The sequence below is a fragment of the Thalassobaculum sp. OXR-137 genome (assembly GCF_034377285.1).
Lineage (GTDB): Bacteria > Pseudomonadota > Alphaproteobacteria > Thalassobaculales > Thalassobaculaceae > Thalassobaculum.
This window is the reverse complement of the sequence record NZ_CP139717.1, coordinates 1-18,083: the sequence shown is the minus strand read 5'-3', so window position 1 is coordinate 18,083 and position 18,083 is coordinate 1. Positions and strand designations below refer to the sequence as shown.

General features: G+C 63.0%; 20 protein-coding genes and 3 pseudogenes. 16 read left to right on the top strand and 7 right to left on the bottom strand.

From position 1 onward, the window contains the following. Positions 1–116: 116 nt before the first annotated feature. The 7 genes from T8K17_RS26260 (at position 117) to T8K17_RS26230 (ending at position 3,929) form a co-directional block, all read left to right on the top strand. The gene (locus T8K17_RS26260; RefSeq protein WP_094538638.1) at positions 117–686 is read left to right on the top strand and encodes a recombinase family protein; all 570 of its coding nucleotides are present in this window, start codon (positions 117–119) and stop codon (positions 684–686) included. Positions 687–773: 87 nt separating this feature from the next. Further along, a complete protein-coding gene (locus tag T8K17_RS26255) occupies positions 774–983 on the top strand; it encodes a ribbon-helix-helix protein, CopG family (RefSeq protein WP_017502925.1) in 210 nt (69 codons plus the stop codon). A gap of 193 nt (positions 984–1,176) precedes the next feature. Beyond that, on the top strand, positions 1,177–2,055 hold the full coding sequence (locus T8K17_RS26250) for a helix-turn-helix domain-containing protein (protein WP_094538637.1): 879 nt from the start codon (positions 1,177–1,179) through the stop codon (positions 2,053–2,055). Between the two features lie 278 nt (positions 2,056–2,333). After that, positions 2,334–2,603 (top strand): CopG family ribbon-helix-helix protein, encoded by a 270-nt coding sequence (locus tag T8K17_RS26245; RefSeq protein ID WP_006473479.1) that lies wholly within the window; start codon positions 2,334–2,336, stop codon positions 2,601–2,603. Next, positions 2,600–2,905 (top strand): type II toxin-antitoxin system RelE/ParE family toxin, encoded by a 306-nt coding sequence (locus tag T8K17_RS26240; protein WP_094538636.1) that lies wholly within the window; start codon positions 2,600–2,602, stop codon positions 2,903–2,905. Before T8K17_RS26245 ends, T8K17_RS26240 begins: the two co-directional genes overlap by 4 nt. 67 nt (positions 2,906–2,972) lie before the next feature. Further along, on the top strand, positions 2,973–3,596 hold the full coding sequence (gene parA / locus T8K17_RS26235; RefSeq protein ID WP_032492504.1) for a ParA family partition ATPase: 624 nt from the start codon (positions 2,973–2,975) through the stop codon (positions 3,594–3,596). Between the two features lie 36 nt (positions 3,597–3,632). Next, positions 3,633–3,929 carry a hypothetical protein gene (locus T8K17_RS26230; RefSeq protein ID WP_032492505.1) on the top strand — a complete coding sequence of 99 codons (297 nt, stop codon included), beginning with the start codon at positions 3,633–3,635 and terminating at the stop codon, positions 3,927–3,929. A 228-nt stretch (positions 3,930–4,157) separates the two neighbouring features. On the opposite strand, the pseudogene T8K17_RS26225 reads toward T8K17_RS26230, so the two are convergent. Both T8K17_RS26225 and T8K17_RS26220 read right to left on the bottom strand, forming a co-directional pair. Beyond that, a pseudogene (locus tag T8K17_RS26225) lies at positions 4,158–4,721 on the bottom strand (type IV secretory system conjugative DNA transfer family protein); the annotation flags it as partial. A 33-nt stretch (positions 4,722–4,754) separates the two neighbouring features. Next, positions 4,755–5,195, bottom strand: a complete 441-nt coding sequence (locus T8K17_RS26220; protein WP_094538635.1) for a MerR family transcriptional regulator — start codon at positions 5,193–5,195, stop codon at positions 4,755–4,757. Between the two features lie 98 nt (positions 5,196–5,293). On the opposite strand from T8K17_RS26220, the gene T8K17_RS26215 reads away from it, so the two are divergent. The 5 genes from T8K17_RS26215 (at position 5,294) to T8K17_RS26195 (ending at position 8,087) form a co-directional block, all read left to right on the top strand. After that, complete coding sequence (locus tag T8K17_RS26215) at positions 5,294–5,707, top strand: mercuric transporter MerT family protein (RefSeq protein ID WP_094538634.1); 414 nt, start codon at positions 5,294–5,296, stop codon at positions 5,705–5,707. A gap of 16 nt (positions 5,708–5,723) precedes the next feature. Then, a complete protein-coding gene (locus T8K17_RS26210) occupies positions 5,724–6,011 on the top strand; it encodes a cation transporter (RefSeq protein WP_094538633.1) in 288 nt (95 codons plus the stop codon). A gap of 11 nt (positions 6,012–6,022) precedes the next feature. Next, entirely contained in the window at positions 6,023–6,286 is a 264-nt protein-coding gene (locus T8K17_RS26205) for a mercury resistance system transport protein MerF (protein ID WP_094538632.1), read from the top strand. Further along, positions 6,279–7,718 (top strand): mercury(II) reductase, encoded by a 1,440-nt coding sequence (merA, locus tag T8K17_RS26200; RefSeq protein ID WP_094538631.1) that lies wholly within the window; start codon positions 6,279–6,281, stop codon positions 7,716–7,718. Before T8K17_RS26205 ends, merA begins: the two co-directional genes overlap by 8 nt. Before the next feature lie 159 nt (positions 7,719–7,877). Next, a complete protein-coding gene (locus T8K17_RS26195; protein WP_094538630.1) occupies positions 7,878–8,087 on the top strand; it encodes a hypothetical protein in 210 nt (69 codons plus the stop codon). A gap of 20 nt (positions 8,088–8,107) precedes the next feature. Here T8K17_RS26195 and T8K17_RS26190 read toward each other — a convergent pair whose 3' ends face one another. Beyond that, positions 8,108–8,692 carry a recombinase family protein gene (locus T8K17_RS26190; protein ID WP_322335153.1) on the bottom strand — a complete coding sequence of 195 codons (585 nt, stop codon included), beginning with the start codon at positions 8,690–8,692 and terminating at the stop codon, positions 8,108–8,110. Positions 8,693–8,843: 151 nt separating this feature from the next. On the opposite strand from T8K17_RS26190, the pseudogene T8K17_RS26185 reads away from it, so the two are divergent. After that, positions 8,844–10,124 (top strand): annotated as a pseudogene (locus T8K17_RS26185) (DUF4158 domain-containing protein); the annotation flags it as partial. On the opposite strand, the pseudogene T8K17_RS26180 reads toward T8K17_RS26185, so the two are convergent. Both T8K17_RS26180 and T8K17_RS26175 read right to left on the bottom strand, forming a co-directional pair. Further along, positions 10,108–11,169 (bottom strand): annotated as a pseudogene (locus T8K17_RS26180) (type IV secretory system conjugative DNA transfer family protein); the annotation flags it as partial. The pseudogenes T8K17_RS26185 and T8K17_RS26180 sit on opposite strands and share 17 nt — an antisense overlap. Continuing rightward, complete coding sequence (locus T8K17_RS26175) at positions 11,166–11,471, bottom strand: mobilization protein (RefSeq protein WP_094538628.1); 306 nt, start codon at positions 11,469–11,471, stop codon at positions 11,166–11,168. The pseudogene T8K17_RS26180 and the gene T8K17_RS26175, both read right to left, overlap by 4 nt. 272 nt (positions 11,472–11,743) lie before the next feature. Here T8K17_RS26175 and traA point away from each other — a divergent pair, with 272 nt between their 5' ends. Both traA and T8K17_RS26165 read left to right on the top strand, forming a co-directional pair. Further along, positions 11,744–15,400 carry a Ti-type conjugative transfer relaxase TraA gene (traA, locus tag T8K17_RS26170; RefSeq protein WP_094538654.1) on the top strand — a complete coding sequence of 1,219 codons (3,657 nt, stop codon included), beginning with the start codon at positions 11,744–11,746 and terminating at the stop codon, positions 15,398–15,400. A gap of 11 nt (positions 15,401–15,411) precedes the next feature. Then, positions 15,412–16,170: a DUF6118 family protein gene (locus tag T8K17_RS26165; RefSeq protein WP_094538648.1), complete on the top strand. Its 759-nt coding sequence runs from the start codon at positions 15,412–15,414 to the stop codon at positions 16,168–16,170. A 40-nt stretch (positions 16,171–16,210) separates the two neighbouring features. Here the strand turns inward: T8K17_RS26165 and lspA are convergent, their stop codons facing one another. Beyond that, the gene (gene lspA, locus T8K17_RS26160; RefSeq protein WP_094538649.1) at positions 16,211–16,687 is read right to left on the bottom strand and encodes a signal peptidase II; all 477 of its coding nucleotides are present in this window, start codon (positions 16,685–16,687) and stop codon (positions 16,211–16,213) included. Further along, positions 16,684–17,529: a cation transporter gene (locus T8K17_RS26155; RefSeq protein WP_235824353.1), complete on the bottom strand. Its 846-nt coding sequence runs from the start codon at positions 17,527–17,529 to the stop codon at positions 16,684–16,686. The genes lspA and T8K17_RS26155 overlap by 4 nt, the downstream gene beginning before the upstream one ends. A gap of 67 nt (positions 17,530–17,596) precedes the next feature. On the opposite strand from T8K17_RS26155, the gene T8K17_RS26150 reads away from it, so the two are divergent. Further along, positions 17,597–18,016, top strand: coding sequence for a MerR family transcriptional regulator (locus T8K17_RS26150; RefSeq protein ID WP_094538653.1), 420 nt, complete (start codon positions 17,597–17,599; stop codon positions 18,014–18,016). Positions 18,017–18,083: the final 67 nt, after the last annotated feature.

The window sequence follows — 18,083 nt, the reverse complement described above, 5'->3', positions numbered from 1 at the left end:
CCGGAAAATCAGGGGTTTTCGTGTCGCATGTCTTTGTCGCAAGTGCTACGCCACTTGCGACATGATTTGCGACAGGGGAAGCCGTGAACCGCCAACCAGATTCCGACGCCGGCCGGGTGTTCATCGGCTATGCCCGCGTCTCGACACGCGGGCAGGACTTGGAGCAGCAGCGGGCCGCCCTTGGCGCGGCCGGCTGCGTCCGCATCTTCGAGGAAAAGGCTTCCGGGGCGAAGCGCGACCGGCCCGAGCTGGTGCGGATGCTCGACCACTTGCGCGCCGGCGACGTGGTGACGATCACCCGGCTAGACCGCCTCGCGCGATCGACGGCCGACCTTCTGGCGATCGCGGAGCGGATCAAAGAGGCCGGCGCGGGCCTGCGCTCGCTGGCCGAGCCGTGGGCCGACACCACGACGCCGGCCGGGCGCATGGTGTTGACCGTGTTCGCCGGCATCGCGGATTTCGAGCGCAGCTTGATCGTGGACCGCACGAGCGCCGGCCGGATCGCGGCGAAGGCCCGAGGTGTGCGGTTTGGTCCTTCCCCTGCCCTGTCGGCCGAGCAGATCGCCCACGCCCGCCAGCTCATCCATGAGGACAAGAAGCCGGTGGCGGAAGTCGCCCGGCTTTTGGGGGTGCATCGCGCCACGCTCTACCGGGCTATAGAACGCAATAACGTGAATACGCATTGACGTTACTACGTTTAGCTGCCGGCCCTAGTTTCCCGGTTCCTTCCGCAAGGGATTGCAGAATCGGGCGGCTTGCTCTTAGTTGTAAACATGAAGGAACGCGCGGAAGAGATTCGCAGGGGCGTTGCCGCCCACAGGGCGCGGCAGATCGCGGCCGGCCGCGTGGCGTTGAATACCTATGTTCCGGGCGAGCTTGTCGAGGCAATCGACAGGATCAAGGAGCAACGGGGCGCGTCAGCTCGCGCGCCGATCATCGAAGAAGCGTTGAGGTTCTATATCGAAGCGAAGCAAGGGACATAACGGCAAAACGCCCGACCGCGCCAACGGTCGAGCGTTTTTGTAGGCCGTCAGACACACCGTAGAGCCGGGGCCGATAAGTCTCCCCCTATCTACGCTAGAGCACTCCAATTCGCAAGATTGATTCTTGCGGAAACGGGAGCGCCGTGCCTGCCGTCCTCGCCGTCATGTCCTTCAAATGGAAGGACGAGGGCATATGTTGAGGACGCACTACGCGGCCGCGATCGGCTGCGCGCGCGGGCACGCGCTTGATGAAATCATGCGGGAGGTCTGGAACCGCTACGGCGCGGGCCAGCTCACCGACGACGAGGCCGGCGAGCTTACGACGCTCGCCCATGAGCGCCGGGCCACCCTGCGAGGATCGGGACAGACTGCGCTAGGGCTGATCTTCCCGCCCCCTGCCCCGCGCTGCCCGACGCCAGTTCGCCGGCATAGCCATATCCGGGGCCGATCGGAGGGCCGCATATGGCGGCCGACGACGCGCAGGGACGTGCAGGCGATCTTGAAGGCGGCCGAAATCTACAACGAGGCCGGATTGCGCGAGAAGGGCGAGCGCAGCGGCCCGCTAGGATCGGTGGCGCTCGACGTGCTGCGGCTGTTCGTCAATCTCATCGACTTCCGCACCGGCCGGCTAGAGCCGTCAATCACCACGATCATGGACCGCTTGGGCCGGTCGCGCGATACGATCGTGCGGGCGCTGAAGAACCTGCGGGCGCATGGTTTCATCGACTGGCTGCGGCGCTATGAGCCGACCGGCAACGAAGGGCGCGGCCCACAGGTCCAGCAGACGAGCAACGCCTATCGCCTGTCCCTGCCGGAGAAGGCGCGGCAGTTCCTTGGGCGGTTCGGCAAGGCCCCGCCCCCGCCTGCCGATCATGGACAGGATCAGCGGGCTTGGAGCGAGGCAATTAGCGCCTACAAGACCACCCTGCCCCTCGATGAGCGAACGCAGATCGACGCCGGCGATGGCCCGCTCGGAAAGGCCCTCGTGATGCTGGCAAAGAGTGTGATGAAACGTGAGTCTGATAACCAGACTGAATCCCCATCTGATCTTTATCTAAGAGTACAAACATAAGCGGACGCCGCTGTTCGGGCCGCTCACGCGGCCCTGCGGCGGTTCCGGCCCGCGTATAGGCGGGCCGGGAAACGGCATCCTCACCACCTAATCCGCACCGTTCGCGCCTGCGGCCAGCGTCCTATGGGCTTTCGAGAGGGAGCGAGAGGCAAGGCCGGTGTTTAATTATTTACGTTAATACGTATTAACGTGTAAACGTATCACCTTGATAGAAGGCGATAGCGGCGGCCGGGAAACCGTGCTAGGATGTACACAATTCAACACACGGAGGCGATTCCATGACCGCCAGCACCACCATGACGATTCGGGTTAGGCCCGATGTGAAAGAAAAGCTCGACCGGATCGCGAACGACACGCAGCGAAGCAAATCCTTCCTCGCCGGCGAGGCCGTCGCCGCCTATGTCGATCGCGAGCTTGAAATCATCGACGGTATCAAGCGCGGCATGGCCGATGCGGCGGCCGGCCGAGTGATCCCTCATGCGCAGGCCGTCGCGGAAATGCGTGAGGTTATCGAGGAAGCGAAGCGCCGGAAAGCCGCGCGCGGATGAGGCCGGTTGTCTGGTCGATTGAGGCGCAGCGGGATAACCTCGAAATCCTGCGCTATATCGCAGAGGACAACCCATTCGCCGCCGAACGGGTCGTGGACGCGATCGAGGACGCCGGGAACAAGCTCGGCGAATTTGCGACCGGCCGGCCGGGGCGGGTGAGCGGGACCTATGAAAAGTCCCTCGCCCGTCATCCCTACATCATCGCCTATGAGCTGCGGGACGTAGCGGGCTGGGAAAGCATCGTGATCGTGCGCGTCATCCATACGTCGCGGGACTGGCCGGCCGAGGAATGGCCGCACTAGCTTAAAGACGTAGTAACGACCTTAGCTATATGCTTTAATACGTATTCACGCAAAGAAGGATTGACGCATGAACGTCATTGCGTTTTTGAGCCAGAAAGGCGGGAGCGGAAAAACCACGCTTTCGGTTCATACCGCCGTGGCGGCCGAGGCGACCGGCGAACGGGTTTGCGTCATCGACGCGGACCCACAGGAAAGCGCGACCGCATGGGCGAGTGCGCGGGAAGCCGGAACGCCGATCGTCGCCACGGCGCAGGCCGGGGAACTGGACGCCGCGCTTAGGGCGGCCGAGGGCGAGGGTATGACCTTGGCAGTAGTGGACGCCCCGCCCCATGCCGCCCCGGCGGCCGGCCAGATAGCCCGGAGGTCGGAGCTGGTCTTGATTCCGGTCCGACCTTCCGCGTTTGACCTCGCTGCGGTCCCGGCCGCCGTCGAGATCGTGACGGCCGCGAAGGTGCGCGGTGCGTTCGTCCTGTCCGCCTGCCCGTTCCGCGCGCCCGAGATCGGGGAGACGCGCGCGGCGCTGGAAGCCTACGGCCTGCCGATCGTCCCCGGCGAGATTACCGACCGGCGCGCGTTCGCCCGCGCCGTCACGACCGGCAGCGCCGTGACGGAGTTCGAGGCCGAGGGCAGGGCAGCCGAGGAAATCCGGGCTTTGTGGGCGTGGATCAAGGACACCTTAGAACGTAAATAGCTAAATACGTAAGAGCGTATTGAAGGAGAGAAACCTATGGCAAAGAAAGCAACCGGCCTCGCGGCCTTCACCCGCCCGAGGGCCGGCGCGGAAGCCACCAGCCTTGCAGCGATCGAGGACGACCGCCCGGCCGTGGAAATCCCGACGCCGAGGCGAAAGAGGGGAGGGGGCGAGACTGTCGCGCTTACGGTCAAGGTCCGGCGATCGGACTGGCAGCGCCTTCGCCAGCTCGCAGATGCAGAGGGCACGACAATTCAGGCGATGGCCGAGGCCGGGCTTTCGGCCGTTCTGGCACAGCACGGATTGCCGCCGATCGAGCCTTATGCACGTTGATACGTAAATAGCTAAATACGCTAATGCTTGCGCGTGTGGCCCGCCCCCCGACCGTCCCTACGGCCCTAGATGATGAGAGCGGGCCGGCCGGGGGGCTATCGTCGCGGCCGTGGTTTTCCTTGAATAGAGCTTGCACCAGGTCGGCGGGTGGATCGTGGCGCAAGCCGCGCCGGAGGGCCGTTCGTAACAAAGTCCCGGCGCAAAGCGCCGGGTCCGCTTCTTGATACGTCAGGGAGCGTCATACAGCCCCCGGAACTCGGAATCAGCATAATAGGCGAGCTTGCCGGCGACGATCGGCCGTTGCCCGGCGAGGAACAGCAATTCGACATTCTGCGGCAGGTTGCGGACCTCATCCGGCGTCAGCAGCGGGCGGGCGGTGTGTTGCTCGCCGTAGGTGATGCCGGTCTTTTCGGCATCGAGGGCGCGGCTCATGGTCTGGAACACGACCGTCTCTTGCCCGAGCAGATCGGAGACAAGCCGGGCGCTGTCGTGATCGTTGACGCCGAACACCTGTAGGACGCCGGCATTTGACAGGAAGGTGCCGGCGCGTTGCCCATAGGTGGCGCGGAGCTGGTGAACGTCTTGCAGGATCGGCCAGAGCTGGACGCCGTAGCCGGCCATGAGGCCCATTGCACGCTCGACGGGGGCCAGATGGCCGAGGGCGGCGAACTCATCCAGTAGATAGAGGACCGGCACGGCCGGTTTTTGTGGATCGCGCGCCATGTCGGTGAGGCTTTGGGCGACGAGCAGGCGCAGCCAGCGGGAATAGGTAGCGAGCCGATCGGGCGGCAGGGGGTCGGAACAAGAGCAGTTCAAAATCCTGCGCTAAGGTCGAACGGAGCGGGAACGGCCCACAGGGCGCATTTCAAATAGTGCATCAATGATCGGGCATTCCGGAACCTGGTTGCCGGTGCATTGCGCGGCCATATCCGACATTGCCCGCTCCAGACGTCGTAGATCGGCGATTTTCTGACGGATATCTTTCAGGTGTTCGATGGTGAGGTCATGAACCTCACGGCAGGTGTAGCTATGCCCGTCGACCAGGCGAAGCAGTCCACGCAGTTCGTCGAGGCTGAAGCCGAGCTCACGGCCGCGCCGCACGAAATGCAGCCGCCTTGTGTGATCGTTGCCGTAGACGCGATAGCCGGCGGCACTGCGCGCGGGTTTCGGCATGACGCCGATCTTCTCGTAATAGCGGATCGTCTCGATGTGGACGCCGCTGCGCTCGGATAGGACGCCGATAGAAAATTCGTCAGTCTTTTGCATCACGTAGCTCGCACAAATCCGTGAATTTTTCCCGCTTGACCCTGTAGTTACTACAGGCACTAGGGTCACCATAGATCAATTGCGGGAGCATGTGAACGATGACGCAGGACGAAGTGCGGCCACTGGCAGACAAGGCCCTGGAGCCCGTCGAAAAGGGTTTTGATCAGGCAGCGCTGCTGTCGGTTGGCGGCATCGTGGCGGCACTGGGCGCGGCAACCTGCTGCGTGGTGCCCTTTGTCTTGTTCTTTGCCGGCATCAGCGGCGCGTGGATCGGCAATCTGACCGCGTTCGAGCCCTATCAGCCCGTGTTCGTCACGATCGCGCTCGCCTGCCTCGGCTACGGCTTCTATCTCGTCTATCGCAAGCCGAGGGCGGCTGAGTGCATCGAGGGCTCCTACTGCGCGCGTCCGTCGTCCCATCGCGACGCCAAGATAGGCCTTTGGATCGCAACGATTCTGATCATCGTCGCCGTGGGCTTTCCCTATGCAGCGCGGTTCTTCCTCACTGCCTAACCTCAAGGAGTTCCTGATGAAAACTTTACCCCTTATTGCTCTCACCGCGTCCCTGCTGGCGAGTGGCGCCGCTTTTGCCGCCGAGCAGACCGTCACGCTGAATGTCGCCAATGCCACCTGCGAACTTTGCGGCCCGATCGTGAAGCGGGCGCTCAGCAACGTGTCAGGGGTGCTCGCGGTTGATGTGTCGGAGGCGACAGATGGGGCGATCGCCAAGGTGCGCTTTGACGACGGCAAGACAAATGTCGCTGCGTTGATCACCGCAACCACCAACGCCGGCTATCCCTCCAAGGTTTCGCAGTAGGGAGGCTCGGCATGACGGATGGAAAGTTCATCGGCATGGGCAGTGTCGGGCTTCTCGCCGTCATCTGTTGTGCCGCCCCATTTCTTTTGGTCGCTGCGGGCTCCTTCGGGGTTTCCGCATGGCTCGCTGCAGCCGGCTATGTGCTGATCCCGATCGCACTCGCTGCTATTGGGCTGGCGGCATTTTACCTTTATCGGCGCCGCCATTCCGGCTCAGCGGCGGATGCCGCTTGCTGCGGATCACCGACAGAAAACAAGGATAAACTGAATGTGTGAACATTGCGAACCGACGCCAAATAAGGGCAACGGCCGTTACGATCTTGTAGTCGTCGGGGCTGGCTCGGCCGGGTTCTCCGCCGCGATCACCGCCGCCGAACAAGGCGCGCAAGTGGCCCTTGTCGGGCATGGCACGATCGGCGGCACCTGCGTCAACATCGGCTGTGTGCCCTCGAAAGCCCTGATCCGGGCCACGGAAGCCGTACGTCACGCCAATGATGCGGCAGCCCGTTTCGATGGTATTGAAAGCGGCGCGCGCGTCGTCGATTGGGCCGCTCAGATTGCCCAGAAAGACGCCCTGGTTTCCGGTCTTCGGCAGGCGAAATACGCCGATCTGCTGCCAGAGTATAACAATGTCGTCTATCGCGAAGGGCAGGCCCGTCTCGTTGACGGCGGCGTCGAGGTCGCGGGCCAGCGCCTCGCCTCCGAACGGATCATCATCGCGACGGGCGCGCGCCCAGACCTGCCGGGAATTCCGGGGATTGCCGACGTGTCGCCGCTCGACAGCACGACGGCGCTCGCCCTGAACGAACTGCCGCGCTCGATGATCGTGCTCGGCGGCGGCTATATCGGCGTGGAGCTGGCCCAGACGTTCGCGCGGGCCGGCGTCGCGGTGACGCTCGTATTCCGCAGCCGGCTTCTGCCGGAGGCTGAGCCCGAAATTGGATCGGCGCTCGCCACCTACCTGGCCGATGAGGGTATCCGGATCGTCGGCGGGATCGCCTACGAAACCGCCCGCAGGACCGATGACGGCGGTATAGCCCTCGCCATTACGCGAGACGGTCGGCCGGAAATCCTGACGGCCGAGCGGATTCTCGTGGCGACGGGACGCCGCCCGAACACTGAAACCCTTGGCTTGGCTGAGGCGGGTGTTGCCGCAACGCCGGCCGGCGCCATCATTGTCGATGACCGCATGCGCACCTCAAAAACCGGCGTCTATGCCGCCGGCGACGTGACCGGAAAAGACCAGTTCGTCTATATGGCTGCCTATGGCGCAAAGCTCGCCGCCAAGAACGCATTGAACGGCGATGGCCTGCGGTACGACAATGCTGCAATGCCCGCTGTCGTGTTCACAGACCCGCAGGTGGCGAGTGTCGGCATGACCGAGGCGCAGGCGCGCGCTGCGGGGCATTCGGTTCGCACGTCTGTTCTTTCCCTCGACAATGTGCCCCGCGCGCTGGCGGCACGCGATACACGCGGCCTGATCAAGCTGGTTGCCGACGGGGCGACCCGGAAGCTCCTGGGCGCGCATATTCTTGCGCCGGAAGGCGCTGACAGCATTCAGACGGCGGCGCTGGCTATCCGCGGCGGCCTGACGATCGACGATCTGTCGGAGGCGATCTTCCCGTACCTGACGACCGTCGAAGGCTTGAAGCTTGCAGCTCAGACCTTCGACAAGGACGTAAAAAAGCTGTCCTGCTGTGCAGGGTAGAGGTGGAACCGCAACGGGCTATCGATAAATCAGAGCGGGCCTGGATAGAAAGAAAGCTTTCTTCCTATATGGCCTATATGGCCAAAAAGCGCACTTTTCACTTGACCTTCCAACCGCTGGAAGCAGCACGCTATTGGAACAGCGGAAAGGTGGTGCGCGATGAAGAATGCCAATATGCTTCAGGAATTGGTAGCGCGGGCTTTCAAACGAGCTTTGCACGAGCAGAACTTCGCCGTTGCCGAATTAATGCTTCAGGCACTCGAAGACATGAACTCCGAGTGCCGATGCAGCACCACCTTGGACGATGCCTTGCTCATGATTGACACTCCGTCACAATGGATGCAGCCGCTAAAGCGGAGCATCCATTGAACGACGCGGTGATGTAGCCGTCAGGATGGTGAGCTATTGTCCCTGACGCGCATGATAGTCTGTCGGCTGGTGTCGAATTTTCTGGCGAGGGCGGAAACGCTCATGCCGCCAGCCAGGTCGGCGCGAACATCACGTTTCTGCTGTTCATTGAGCCGGGCGGGTCGGCCGAGGGCCTTACCTTCCGATTTGGCGCGCTGAAGACCGGATTGGGTGCGTTCGATCAGGAGGTCACGCTCGAACTGAGCCACAGCATTGATGACGTTCATCGTCATTTTCCCGGCCGAGCTTGCCAGATCGACCCCGCCAAGGGCGAGGCAATGTACCCGCACGCCCATGTCCTCCAGCTTTTTGACGGTCGTGCTCACGTCGATCGCATCGCGGCCGAGGCGATCGAGTTTGGTCACGATCAGCACGTCCCCGAATTCCAGCCTGTCCAGCAGCCGAGAAAATCCCCGGCGTTTGGCGATGGCGACACTGCCGGAGACGGTCTCGGTGACGATGCGGCGCGGCTCGACGTGGAAGCCAGCCGCCTCGATTTCCTGAATCTGGTTTTCGGTGGTCTGGCCGGTCGTGGAGACGCGGACATAGGCGAAGGTGCGTGGCATAAGTCAATTTCGTCCGAATAGGCTGTCCGAAATATCTTGCCTGTCCATAAGAATGTCAAGGTAATTTGTGGACAGATCGTTTTACCCCTGTACGGAATCGGACCTTTCCGTACAGGGCAAGGTCATTGGCGCGCAAATGTAAGGAGTAGCAATGGCCAAGCGGAAACTTCTCAAAATTCAGGATCGGAAAGCGCTTTTCGATATTCCCACCGACGAGGACAGCCTGATGCGCCATTATTCCTTGTCACCGGCCGACCGGCTTGAAATCGAGGTCCGCAGACGGGAGCATAATCGGCTTGGCTTCGCGGTGCAGCTCTGCCTGATGCGTTATCCGGGCCGCGCGCTCATGGCCAATGAGATACTGCCCGAAGCGATGCTCAATTATATTGCCGAGCAGATCGGAGCCGATCCAGCATCGTTTGATCTGTATGCCCGGCGGGAAGAGACGCGCATGAATCATGTCGCTCGCCTACTCCGTTATCTCGAAATGAGGGCTGCGACCACAGAGGATCGGCGTGCTGCGCTGCTGGCGGCAATCGAAGCTGCGACCGTGACGGACAAGGGAGCAACGATCGCGACTGCGATCATCACCACGTTCCGCGAACGCCGGGTTCTGCTGCCTGCAGCGAACATGATCGAACGGATGGGACTGGCTGCCCGTGCCATCGCTCGTCGTCAAGCCGAAGCCGCTTTGATCACGGACCTTGATCCGGAAACGCTGGGAACCCTCGATGGACTGCTGGCCGTCGATCCGGCAATTGGCCAGACGCGCTATCATTGGCTGCGGTCAGCGCCGGAGGCACCAGGCGCGGGAAACTTGGTGGGCCTGACCGAACGAATCGCATTCCTGAGGATGCTTGGGATCGATCCCCGTTTGCAGACCCGTGTCCCTTCCGGGCGGTGGGATCAGATGATCCGCGAGGGTGACGCCACTCCGGCATGGCTGGCCAGCGACTTCAATGCCAGCCGCCGGCGTGCGACGATCGTCGCGCAGATCATCAAGCTTGGCCAGAAACTCACCGACGATGCGGTGATGATGTTTATCAAACTCATGGGCCGGTTGTTCTCCCAGGTCAACAACCGCAAAAAGCAGCGCCATATGAGCGCACGCCTGGAAACGTCGAAGGCACTACGGCTGTTTCTGGACACGATCGTCGCCCTGCAGGCGGCCAACGACATGGATGCAGATCCCATGACGATCCTGGATCGGCGCGTAGGATGGCATCGGCTGCTTCAGGTCAAACCCGGTCTCGAGGCCATGGTGGAGAACAGTGATGTGTCGCCTCTGGTAATGGCGGCCGAACAACATGCGACCGTCCGCAAATATGCCGGCGCCTTTCTCCAGACGTTCACCTTTCGCTCGCAGCGACGGCACGATCCGTTGCTTTCCGCCGTCGCCACCATCAAAGGGCTCTACGCGGAAGATCGGCAAAGCGGAAATCCGATCGGCCGAGGACGGCGACCATGCGCGGGCTGTCGAGAAAATGGGTATGGCGCTGCGCGGCCGAGAGGACGCCGGCGGCCTCACGGTCGGATTTGCCGAGGTGGCGGTTTGCGGCGCGGGCGATCAGGCCGCCGGCGGCCGTTGATGCCTGCATGTCCTTCAGAAGCGCCGCGAAGGCTTCAGGGGCGAGGGTGAGGGCTTCGCGGAGGGTGGCGAGGTTTCGCCTGTCGCGCGGCTCGCTGGCGGCAATGTGGAGGATCAGGCCGGCAACGAGCGCCTTGGCTTCCTCGTTCCAATGCGCTTCGCCGGCCATGCCCGGTTCATCGAACACGAGGGCGTCGGCCAAGGTGCTTGCGTCTTCCGCGACATCGAGGCCGGCCGGGTCGAGCTGGTCGAGAGGATTGAAGGCGGCCGAGGCCCTGCCGGTGACGCCGAAGGGGTCGAGGACGTGGACCGGGCCGAATTGCTGGCGGGCGCGGCCGGCGATTTTGGCATTCTCGCCCTTGGGGTCGATGCAGATCACGGAGCGGTCGGCGGTGAGCAGATTGGGGATGATGGTTCCCACGCCTTTGCCGGTGCGCGTCGGTGCCATGGTCAGCAGATGGGCCGGGCCGTCATAGCGCAGGGGCCGCTTTGATTTCGGATCGCGGCCGATCAGCAGGCCGGTATCGGCGCGGGTGAGGGGAGCCACTTCCTTGTTGGTGGCGAAGCGGGCCGAGCCGTGGGTTTCGCCTTCCATGTCCCCGAAATGCTCAATCATGGGATTGGTGAGGGCACGAAATACCATGATGAGAAAGACGGCGATGACGAACAGGCCGGCAATCGTTCTGGCGATCCACCATTCTTGCGGGATGCCGTTGGCAATGGCGGCGAGAACGAGCGCCATAAACAGAATGAACACGCCGACTTGCAGCAGATATTGACCGCCCCGGATCGGCGATAAAATGACCCGGACCAAGGCCCATACCGGATCGCGAGCGGCAGCGCGCAGCATGTTCTTGAACGCGGCCCATGCAAGTGTCGCCTGATTCATGAGCTGGCTTCCCCGGCGCTCCCTGCCGTTTGCGTGTCGGCCGCCTTGCCGAGTAGATCGGCAAAGAGTTCCTTATCGCCGTCGCGTGTCAGGAATCCGGGCAGTTCTCGACGGAGCCAGTCACCGAGCCGCTTGGTGAAATCTGGATCATTGGAGTTTTCGAGCCGATGCAGGACGAGCGCGCCGAGCAGCACCTTGCGGCGTGTATCGTTGGCGCGTTCCTGCTTAGACAGCCGGGCCTTGAGCGCGGCGCGCTGCGCATCCAGTTGGGCTAGACGTTCTTCGATCGTTTTGCGCGCCATGCCTCAATCTCCTTTTCCGTTCGCTTGCCAAGAGTATCATTCCCGGTCGTGATTTCCAGTTGTTTGGCTGTTTTGCTTGAAAATTCGCCGGTCTTGCAGCACAATCGCGGCCTCAGTTTATTGCGTCGACGTTGCCGCAAGCGCCACACCGAACGACGAAAGAGCGAAGCGATTGAGTTGAGAAGGGCGCACTTACGAGTTACTGCGTAACTCAGCGCGCCGCCAGCTAGAAGGCTGGCGGGAAAGACTGAAACGGTATTGGAGCTTGTTGCTTGGCGATCTATCATTTGAGCATGAAGCCAGTTTCGAGGACGAAGGGCCGTAGCGCCGTCGCTTCGATGGCCTATCGTGCCGGGGAAAAGCTGACCAACGAGCGCGACGGGATCACGCATGACTACACGGCCAAGCAGGGCGTGGAACATGCGGAGATCGTCTTGCCGCAAGGTGTCTCTGCCGATTGGGCGCGCGATCGGTCGGATTTGTGGAATGCCGCCGAGTTTGCCGAAAAGCGGAAGGACGCCCGCGTCGCGCGGGAGTTCGAGATTGCCTTGCCACATGAGCTTTCGGCCGAGCAGCGGCTAGAGGTAACACGCGAGTTCGCGCAGGAGCTGGCGAACCGTTATGGCGCGGCGGTGGATTTTGCGATCCATGCGCCGCATGACGCCAGCGACGTTCGCAATCATCATGCCCATGTGATGATGACCACGCGGCAGGTGACGGAGGATGGCTTAGGCGACAAGACCTATCTTGAGCGCGAAAACAAATGGCTCTTGGCGAACGACCTGCCGACGACCGACATGCAGCTTCGCGACCTTCGCCAGAGGTGGGAGGGGATCGCCAATGAGCGGCTGGCGATGGCCGGGCTTGATATTCGCATCGACCATCGTTCGCACATGGAGCGCGGGCTTGAGATCGCGCCGACCGAGCATATGGGCGTCCATGCCTCGCAGATGGAGCGGCGCGGCCTCGACGTGTCGCGGTCGCGGTTGGACGAGGATGCGGCCCGGCGCAATGCCGAGCTGATCCGCGAGAAGCCCGAGCAGGTTCTCACGATCATCACCAGCGAAAAGAGCGTGTTCGACCGGCGCGACGTGGCGCGGGCGCTGCATCGCTACATCAACGACGACCCGCAGGAGTTTCAAAGCGCGTTTGCGAAGGTGATGGCCTCGCCGGCACTGGTCGAGTTGCAGCCCGAGCGCGCCCACGTAGTGGGGGACCATGCAACGGGCGAGATCGAGCTTGCACGGTTCTCAACCCGCGAAATGGTCGAGATCGAATCCGGCATGGTGGCGTCGGCCGAGCGGATGCACGCGGCACAATCGCATGGTGTCGATCGCCGGCATGTCGAGCGCGCCATAGATCGACAGGACGCCGCCATTCAGCGGAGCGCCGGCGACATGACGGCGCGGCTTTCGGACGAGCAGCGCCGGGCGATCGAGCATATCACCGGGCCGGAGCGGATCGCGGCCGTTGTCGGTTATGCCGGCGCTGGCAAGTCCACCATGCTCGCGGCGGCGCGCGAGGCATGGGAGGCCGAGGGCTATCAGGTCCACGGCGCGGCCCTGTCGGGCAAGGCGGCCGAGGGGTTGGAGGAATCTTCCGGCATCCAGAGCCGCACACTGGCGTCATGGTCCCGCGGTTGGGAGAACGATCGTCACCAGCTCGGCCGCGGCGATGTGTTCGTGATCGACGAGGCCGGCATGGTCGGGAGCCGCCAGCTCTCCCAGTTCGTCACCGAGGCCGAGGCGCGCGGGGCGAAGATCGTCCTAGTCGGGGACCATGAGCAGTTGCAAGCAATCGGGGCCGGCGCACCGTTCCGGGCGATCACGGAGGAAATCGGCCATGCCGAGCTTTCGGAGATTCGCCGGCAGCGCGTGGACTGGCAGCGGGAGGCTTCCGTTGACTTCGCCACGCACCGGACGGCCGAGGGGCTGGCGGCCTACCGGGATCATGGCAGTATCAGCTTTGCCGAGACGGGCGAGGACGCGCGGGGCGAGATCGTGCGCGATTACCTTGCCGATCGCGATGAGCGTCCGGACGGCACCCGGGTTGCGATGGCGCATCGCCGGGCCGATGTGCGCGCCATCAATGACGCGATCCGGACGGAGCTACAGGACCGGGGCGAGCTGGCGCAGGGCAACGTGCCCGCCGTGGGCTCGGACGCCGGCGCGCTGACCTTCCAGACCAATGACGGCAAGCGGGAGTTCGCGCCGGGCGACCGCATCGTGTTCTTGGAGAACAACCGCGACCTTGGCGTGAAAAACGGGATGCTAGGCACGGTCGAGCATGTCGAGGCCGGCCGGATCGTCGCGCAGCTCGACGGCCGGGGCGGCGATAGCGTTTCCGTGCCGATGGGCGACTATCAGGCGATCGACCACGGTTATGCGACGACGATTCACAAAAATCAGGGCGCGACGGTCGACCGTGCCTATGTGATGGCGTCGGGGACGATGGACCGGCATCTAACCTATGTCGCCATGACCCGGCATCGCGACAGCGTGCAGCTCTACGCCGCCCAGGACGAGTTCACCAATGCCGGCCGCCTGGTCGAGTATGGGGCCGCGCCCTATGAGCACGACCCGCAAAAGTCCGACAGCTATTTTGTGACGCTGGAAAACGACAAGGGCGAGCAGCGCACCCTATGGGGCGTCGATCTTGAGCGCGCCATGAAGGAGGCCGCGCCGGAGATCGGGGAGAAGATCGGCCTTCAACATGAAGGTTCCACCCCTGTCACCTTGCCGGATGGCACACAGACGCACCGCAACACATGGAAGGTTCAGGACGCCGGCGAGCTGGCCTATGACCAGCTTGAACGCCGCCTGTCCCGGTCGGGCGTGAAGGAAACGACGCTCGATTATACCCGCGACTTTGCCGAGCGGCGCGGGATTGCCGAGCAAATGGGCGTCCGCAGCGAGATCGAGATTCCGGCCGAACATGCCGGGCTACGTCCGGACAGGGAGTCGACGGCCGAGCGGCACCCCGGCGAGCGGGAGCGGATCGAGGACCGTGCGCCGAGATCCTCGCAAAAAGTCGGCCGAGATCTCGCGCAGGATCTTCGTGCAGATCCGCGCGCGGATCTCGTCGGCGATCGGCAACAGCGCCGCAATCCGTTCGAGGGCCTGAAACTCGGGCGCGGCGCGGCGGTCGAGGGGCCGCAGCAGGATCGCGCCGGCGAGGACGGCCTGCAGATCGACCAGAAACGGCCGCAGCAGGCCGAGAAGCAGCGGCGCGGCATGTTCGCCGGCCTCAAGCTCAATGCGCGTTCTGCGCCCTCGCAGGAGCGCACAGAGCGGCCGGAAAGGGAGGGGAGCTTGCGGCAGGCGCCGGCGCCCGACCGGCTGGCCGAGCGGGCGCGGGGGCAGTCGCCGCTTGAGCAGGCCGTTGACCGCTATGCGCGGGCCTATCAGTCGATCGACCAGCACCGGCGCGAGGGCCTGCCGGTCCTCGACATGCAGCGGCAGGAAATGGGCGCTGCCGGCCAGCAGCTCGACCAGGTGCAGGCCGGCATGAAAGATTTGATGCGCTCGACGCTGGAAAACGACCCGGCAACGGCGCGCGCCATGACCGAGCTTTCCGGCCGGGAGCGTGTCGCCCATGTCATCGACGGGATGAAGCGCGAAAACGCCGCGCTGCAAGACCCCAATGTCAGGGCCGAGCGGTTCGTGAACCGCTGGCAGGAGCTACAGGGCCAGCGCCGAGAGCTTCGCGGCTGGCAACACGACGACACCCGCGCCAAGGTCGAAAACCAGATGAGCGGCCTTGCCAAGAGCCTTGAACGCGATCCGCAGGCGGAATCCCTCGTGCGCAATCGCAGCCGGGAGCTTGGAATCGGGCAGGAGCTGCGCCGGGGCCAGAGTATCGCCCGCGAGCTGCAAGAGGAAATGACACGCAGCCGGCAGATTAGCCGGGGCATCGGTTTGGGAATGTAGGCAGGGAGATCATGGCGGAACTGGACGACGACAGGGAAGGAATCGAGCCGGAAACACTGGACGAGGACGCCGGCGACCCGGCCGCAGCCTTCGACGCGCTCCGGCGCACGATCGAGACGCAGGGCGCGCAGATCGGCGCGGAAATGACCGTGATGCGGCGCGGGCTGGAAGCGGCTTTCGACCAGCTCGACAAGATCGAGCCGCAGACCGATTACAAGCCCCAGCTCGCCCAGCTCGTGCAGGCGCTCGATACTGTTGCGGAGCGGATGCACGGCGTCGAGCAGTCCCCCATTCTCAAGCAGGGGGCGCAGCACTATGCGGCCGCGCTCGAGCGCAGCGGCGAGGCCCTGATACGCACCGCCGCGCAGCAGCTCGAACGGCAGGCGTCCGACCTCGAGCGCGCCGGCCGGAACCTCGCCGCCCACACGAAAAGCGCCTACGACCGGAAAAATCAGGATTTCCGCATGTGGATGGCCGGCCTTGTCGGGCTGTTCGTCGGCATATTCCTGATTTTGCTGTTGCCGCGCTTCCTGCCCTTCTCGGCCGACACCCATGTTGCGGCGACCGTCATAGGTCAGGACCGATGGAACGCCGGCGTCACCATGATGCGGGTGGCCGATCCCCTAAGCTGGCGCGGCGTGGCCGATTCCTCGCAGCTCGTGCGCGACAACGCCGAGGCGATCGGGCAATGCGCCGAGGCCGCGCGCACGGCCGGCGCGGATCAGCGATGCACGATTACAGTGAAAGCGCCGACAGCGCCGGCGCAGTAGTCTTTACGCCCGCCTGCCTACGTAGAAGCGATAAATACCATTATGAAATAGCTGAGTTTTTCTTTCCTTGGGCCAGTGAAGCAGCCAGAAGAACGCATGCTCCAGCCGAAATCCATACGTCCGCAAGGTTGAACACAAAGGGGTGCCAATCCCCGAAATGAAGGCCGAGGAAATCTGTCACAGTGCCCCGTGCCGCACGGTCGAACAGGTTGCCCATCGCCCCGGCGGTGACGAGCGATAAGGCCACCCGTTGCCACCCACGCGAACGATAGGCCCACCCTGCCATGATAAGCGTCAGCAGTCCCGTTGCCCCGAGCAAGAGGGCTTGGCCGCTCTCTCCCTCGAACGCGAGCATAGAAAAGGATACACCTTCATTAAAGGTCAGACGCAGCGAAACGAAAGGCAGGAAGTCCGACGCGGGGCCGTAGGGTTCGAGGCTGCTCCGCGCCCAAGCCTTTGTCGCCAGATCGAGCGCAGCCCCTGTAGCCATCATCAATGCGGCAAGGGCAACCTTCACGCCCGGCTTGCCTGTTCCAGATCAGAACGTGCGTCCTTGATAATCGACCAGGCCGATTGCAGGAATAGGGCCGCCACGACGAAAGCCATCAGCAAATCAGGCCATGGATTGTTGAGCCACCAGACGAGCGCGGCCGCCGCGATCACGGCGAGATTGCCAATGGCATCATTGCGGGAAAACAGCCATACGGCCCGCATATTGGCATCGCCCTTACGGTGCGGGATCAGCACCACGGCCGCCAGCACGTTGACGACGAACGCGACAAGGGCAAAGCTACCCATGAGCAGGGTTTGTGGCTCATGTTCGACAAAGACCCGGTAGGCGGTCGAACCTATTACCCCGAGGCCGAGCAGGGCCAGAAAGATACCCTGAAGCAAGGCCGCCTTGGCGCGAGCCGCAAGGCCCCAGCCCACGGCGATCAGCCCAAGGAAAGAAATCAGACCATCGCCAATGAAGTCGAGGGCGTCGGCCTGTAGGGCTTGCGACCCAGAAATGATGGAACCGCCAATCTGGATGATGCCGTATCCGGCATTGAGTAGCACCACGATCCAGAGCGCTCGCTTATAGGCAGGGGTCACATGCGACAGGTTGGGAATATGATCGTTACCCTCTGCGACGACGCGGTCGAGTTGGTAGCCGAGGTTTGTCACGGCGGTTTCTAGCATCGGAAGACGCCGGGCAGGGTCATCGATTTCGAGCGTCATAATCTGCGAGGCAATCGACACTTTTACATCGGCAACACCTTCGACCGTGCGGGCTGCGCCCTCGATTTTTGCCGCGCAGGATGAACAGTCCATGCCGGTGACGTGATAGCGGATGGTGTCGGTTGCGGCGGCGGCCATGTGTCTATCCTCGAAATTTTAGTGACGCCGTGCTACATCCTGTAGTTACTACAGGAGCAAGCAAAAAATGCAGATTGGTGACTTATCTCGACGAGCCGGCGTGAATATCGAGACGATCCGCTATTACGAGCGCATCGGGGTCTTGCCGAAACCTGCCCGCCAGTCGAACGGACGGCGCACTTACAGCCCCGTCGATGCTAGGCGTCTAGGTTTCGTCCGTCATGCCCGCGATCTTGGTTTCGACTTGTCGAGTATTCGGGAGCTGCTAGCCTTGCAGGAGCAGCCCGAGGCGTCGTGTGACGACGCGAGCCGCATTGCACAGGCCCAGCTTGAGGCGGTTGAAAGTCGAATCGCTCGCCTGCTCAAATTACGCGACGAGCTGAACCACATGGTCACCGAGTGCAGACGTGGCCGCGTATCAGAATGCCGTGTAATAGAGGCTCTAACGTCTCTAACGGAGAGCAGTTCAGGCCCGACTGAGCTTTGAGGCCGTTACTTACCCCAAGGCTCCATCTGTCGCGGAAATCCTAAAACCAGCGACAGATCGGCCGCCC

What these genes read in the sequence shown, in the direction of transcription:
- T8K17_RS26255 (WP_017502925.1), top strand. Translation starts at nt 774, where the DNA reads ATGAAGGAACGCGCGGAAGAGATTCGCAGGGGCGTTGCCGCCCACAGG.
- T8K17_RS26250 (WP_094538637.1), top strand. Translation starts at nt 1,177, where the DNA reads ATGTTGAGGACGCACTACGCGGCCGCGATCGGCTGCGCGCGCGGGCAC.
- T8K17_RS26245 (WP_006473479.1), top strand. Translation starts at nt 2,334, where the DNA reads ATGACCGCCAGCACCACCATGACGATTCGGGTTAGGCCCGATGTGAAA.
- T8K17_RS26240 (WP_094538636.1), top strand. Translation starts at nt 2,600, where the DNA reads ATGAGGCCGGTTGTCTGGTCGATTGAGGCGCAGCGGGATAACCTCGAA.
- parA (WP_032492504.1), top strand. Translation starts at nt 2,973, where the DNA reads ATGAACGTCATTGCGTTTTTGAGCCAGAAAGGCGGGAGCGGAAAAACC.
- T8K17_RS26230 (WP_032492505.1), top strand. Translation starts at nt 3,633, where the DNA reads ATGGCAAAGAAAGCAACCGGCCTCGCGGCCTTCACCCGCCCGAGGGCC.
- T8K17_RS26220 (WP_094538635.1), bottom strand. Translation starts at nt 5,195, where the DNA reads ATGCAAAAGACTGACGAATTTTCTATCGGCGTCCTATCCGAGCGCAGC.
- T8K17_RS26215 (WP_094538634.1), top strand. Translation starts at nt 5,294, where the DNA reads ATGACGCAGGACGAAGTGCGGCCACTGGCAGACAAGGCCCTGGAGCCC.
- T8K17_RS26210 (WP_094538633.1), top strand. Translation starts at nt 5,724, where the DNA reads ATGAAAACTTTACCCCTTATTGCTCTCACCGCGTCCCTGCTGGCGAGT.
- T8K17_RS26205 (WP_094538632.1), top strand. Translation starts at nt 6,023, where the DNA reads ATGACGGATGGAAAGTTCATCGGCATGGGCAGTGTCGGGCTTCTCGCC.
- merA (WP_094538631.1), top strand. Translation starts at nt 6,279, where the DNA reads ATGTGTGAACATTGCGAACCGACGCCAAATAAGGGCAACGGCCGTTAC.
- T8K17_RS26195 (WP_094538630.1), top strand. Translation starts at nt 7,878, where the DNA reads ATGAAGAATGCCAATATGCTTCAGGAATTGGTAGCGCGGGCTTTCAAA.
- T8K17_RS26190 (WP_322335153.1), bottom strand. Translation starts at nt 8,692, where the DNA reads ATGCCACGCACCTTCGCCTATGTCCGCGTCTCCACGACCGGCCAGACC.
- T8K17_RS26175 (WP_094538628.1), bottom strand. Translation starts at nt 11,471, where the DNA reads ATGGCGCGCAAAACGATCGAAGAACGTCTAGCCCAACTGGATGCGCAG.
- T8K17_RS26165 (WP_094538648.1), top strand. Translation starts at nt 15,412, where the DNA reads ATGGCGGAACTGGACGACGACAGGGAAGGAATCGAGCCGGAAACACTG.
- T8K17_RS26155 (WP_235824353.1), bottom strand. Translation starts at nt 17,529, where the DNA reads ATGGCCGCCGCCGCAACCGACACCATCCGCTATCACGTCACCGGCATG.
- T8K17_RS26150 (WP_094538653.1), top strand. Translation starts at nt 17,597, where the DNA reads ATGCAGATTGGTGACTTATCTCGACGAGCCGGCGTGAATATCGAGACG.